Below are 2,972 nucleotides of genomic sequence, written 5' to 3'. Positions count from 1 at the left end.
AAGCTTGACTTTGCATATCGTTTCCTCATTTCGTGGTTGTTTTGAGTTTATGATACGCAAAGTTTTTTAGTTTGGCTAGAATTAACTAGCACAACGGGTTTAATATATAAGGAGATAATCATGAAATCTAAAAAACTTTATTACGTGACTGCCCTAGTATTAGCCAGTCTATCGCTTGCTGCTTGTAGCAATACCAATAACCAAACCAAAACAACTACAACATCAAGTTCAACAAATCAAATACAAGCAAAAAATCAAGATGTTCGCTTATCGTTTAATAAGGTCACGACTGGGACAGCGGCTAATAATTTCCAAGGAGGATCGACTCTTGAACAGTTGGTCGCTCTTTTCGGTCAACCTACAACCCATGAGCAACGTCAAGCAGGTGATGCTACTGTCGAAGCTTACACTTGGCAAATTGACGCCGTTAGTATAGAAGCGCAGCTTTACAATAATAGTACCATCGCCAAGTCCATTTCAAACTTTAGTTTCATCCGTGATGCTAAGACTAGCTTGGCTGATTATCAAAAACTAAAGGTAGGACAGACAACCTATTCTCAAGCCGTTCAATTACTAGGAGAACCAGATGTCATGTCTCATGCTGTTTCTTCAGATGCTGAACAAGGTCAGGCTATCTGGACAAGTGGCTTAAAAGGTGAGTCAGGCACACAAATCCAGCTAACATTTACTAATAGTGTCCTAGCAACTGAAAATCAAGTAGGTTTAACCAATTAATTACCGTCAATCACAAGAGGCTAGTTATCGCTTATAACTAATCTCTTGTGATTTATTAGTTTCTTACTATTCTAGATTGGGGCAGGAAAAAATAAAAAAACCGCTTTGTTATGCGGTTTTTTTAAAGTTTATATCCACTCTGAGGGAATCGAACCCCCATTTTAAGAACCGGAATCTTACGTGATATCCATTACACTAAGAGTGGAAATAGGAAACCAATTGCCACTTCATACAAATAAGTTTCCTTTTAAATAAAAGAGCCTGCTAAGCAAGCCCTTTATATAGATTACAATTCAATATCACCGAAAAGGTCAGCCATTGAGAATCCAGTTTGAGTTTCTGGAAGTTCGTAATCACGTTTTTCTTGACGTTTTGGACGACGTGGACGTGATTGACGTTTTTCCTCTTTTTCACCTTCAGCTTGTGCTGGGCGTTCTTCAAGAGCTTTGATTGAAAGTGATACACGTTCTGCATCAGCGTTTACTTCAAGAACTTTAACGGTTACATCTTGACCTACTGAAAGAACATCTTTTGGATTTTCAACACGTTTGTGTGAAATTTGTGAGATGTGAACAAGTCCATCGATACCTGGCAACACTTCAACAAATGCACCAAAGTCAGTCAAACGTTTTACTTTACCTTCGATAACATCACCAGCAGCAAGTTTTTGTTCAACACCATCCCAAGGTCCAGGAGTAGTAGCTTTCAATGAAAGTGATACACGACCTGCTTCTTCATCGATAGCAAGAACTTTAACTTCAACTTCTTCACCAACAGAAACAACTGATTTTGGTGATACGTTACGTTCGTGAGACAATTCAGTTACGTGAACAAGTCCATCAACACCACCAAGGTCGATGAAAGCACCAAAGCTTGTCAAACGTGCCACTTTACCTGAAACTACTGAACCAACTTCAATTTTTGAGAAAATTTCTTGACGAGCTTCAGCTGCTACAGCTTCAACAACTTCACGACGTGAAAGGATAAAGCGGTTTTCTGATGCATCAACTTCTTTAATTTTAGCATCAAATTCTTGACCAACAAATTGTTCAGTGTTACGAACAAAACGAGTATCGATCATTGAAGCTGGGATGAATCCACGGATTCCTTCAAATTCTACTGAAAGTCCACCTTTAACAGCGCGAGTTCCTTTAACAGTAACGACTTCTTCTTCACGACCAACAAGTTTGTCCCATGCTTTGCGAGCTTCCAAGCGTTTTTTAGATACAAGGTAAGTTACTGTATCAGTATCTTTACCTACTACTTGACGAAGAACAAGCACTTCAAGTGTTTCGCCAGCTTTAACAAAGTCGTTGATGTCAGCATCACGATCGTTAGTCAATTCACGAAGAGTAAGTACACCTTCGATACCAGTGCCTTCGATAACAACGTTTGCTTGACCATTATCAACAGTTAAAACTTCCGCAGTGACAACATCACCAGGGTTCACTTCGCTAACACTGTTTAGCAAATCTTCAAATTCATTCATTCTAAAAAATCCTCCAACAAAAGCTAGCAGAGCTAGCTTTTGATAACAATATATTTTCTCAAGGTAACCCGCAACGACAACAACTCTTATCTTTGACGGTGTCAAGTAAAAACTTGATACCTTTGACTGGGGTAGCTGGATTCGAACCAACGCATGAGGGAGTCAAAGTCCCTTGCCTTACCGCTTGGCTATACCCCATTAAATGGAAAGAGAGGGATTCGAACCCCCGAACCCGAAGGAGCGGATTTACAGTCCGCCGCGTTTAGCCTCTTCGCTATCTTTCCTTAACAACAAAAACTATTTTAACATAGATTTTGTTGGTATGCAAGCTTTTTTTTATTTTTTAACGATTTAAATTGTATTCCTCTACAATGATTGCTACTGCAGCATCTAGTTGCTTATGGAAGGTACTAACAGCCCCCTCTTTAACCACTGCAAATTGACCATCCAATTCAGCAATTTCGCCAATTTCTTTCTTACCAATAGAAAGTGAATAACCATCCAATTTGATGTTATTTACTGTTAGTTTAGCATCTGAAATTTGAATTTCAATTTTTTTATCTTTTTTACTCATATTCCACCTCTTGTCCTGTCGGATGCTTCAATCTGAGCACCCATTCTTATCCATTTTACACGAAAACAAAAAAGCATGCAAGTGAACTGCACCCCAAAAGTTAGACACAAAATCTAACGAATGGGGTGTTTTTTGATGAAATTAACGTATGAAGATAAATTAACAATATACGAG

At 38.7% G+C, this 2,972-nt stretch carries 3 protein-coding genes and 3 tRNA genes; 1 reads left to right on the top strand and 5 read right to left on the bottom strand.

The window, feature by feature from the left end; genetic code table 11:
- Positions 1-120: 120 nt before the first annotated feature.
- Positions 121-735, top strand: a complete 615-nt coding sequence (locus JOC31_RS09750; RefSeq protein WP_205017951.1) for a DUF3862 domain-containing protein — start codon at positions 121-123, stop codon at positions 733-735.
- Positions 736-868: 133 nt separating this feature from the next.
- Here JOC31_RS09750 and JOC31_RS09745 read toward each other — a convergent pair.
- The 5 genes from JOC31_RS09745 to JOC31_RS09725 form a co-directional block, all read right to left on the bottom strand.
- Positions 869-940, bottom strand: a tRNA-Arg gene (locus JOC31_RS09745).
- 81 nt (positions 941-1,021) lie between these two features.
- Positions 1,022-2,224, bottom strand: coding sequence for a 30S ribosomal protein S1 (gene rpsA / locus JOC31_RS09740; RefSeq protein WP_205017950.1), 1,203 nt, complete (start codon positions 2,222-2,224; stop codon positions 1,022-1,024).
- Positions 2,225-2,350: 126 nt separating this feature from the next.
- Positions 2,351-2,422, bottom strand: a tRNA-Gln gene (locus JOC31_RS09735).
- Between the two features lie 5 nt (positions 2,423-2,427).
- A tRNA-Tyr gene (locus JOC31_RS09730) sits at positions 2,428-2,508 on the bottom strand.
- 59 nt (positions 2,509-2,567) lie between these two features.
- Positions 2,568-2,798: a DUF2969 domain-containing protein gene (locus JOC31_RS09725; protein ID WP_205017949.1), complete on the bottom strand. Its 231-nt coding sequence runs from the start codon at positions 2,796-2,798 to the stop codon at positions 2,568-2,570.
- Positions 2,799-2,972 lie beyond the last annotated feature (174 nt).

Origin of the sequence: Streptococcus saliviloxodontae (assembly GCF_016908655.1) — a bacterium.
Classification (GTDB): Bacteria; Bacillota; Bacilli; order Lactobacillales; family Streptococcaceae; genus Streptococcus; species Streptococcus saliviloxodontae.
The sequence above is the reverse complement of the archived record's forward strand: the minus strand, read 5'-3'. Positions and strand labels throughout refer to the sequence as shown.

What these genes read in the sequence shown, in the direction of transcription:
- JOC31_RS09750 (WP_205017951.1), top strand. Translation starts at nt 121, where the DNA reads ATGAAATCTAAAAAACTTTATTACGTGACTGCCCTAGTATTAGCCAGT.
- JOC31_RS09725 (WP_205017949.1), bottom strand. Translation starts at nt 2,798, where the DNA reads ATGAGTAAAAAAGATAAAAAAATTGAAATTCAAATTTCAGATGCTAAA.
- rpsA (WP_205017950.1), bottom strand. Translation starts at nt 2,224, where the DNA reads ATGAATGAATTTGAAGATTTGCTAAACAGTGTTAGCGAAGTGAACCCT.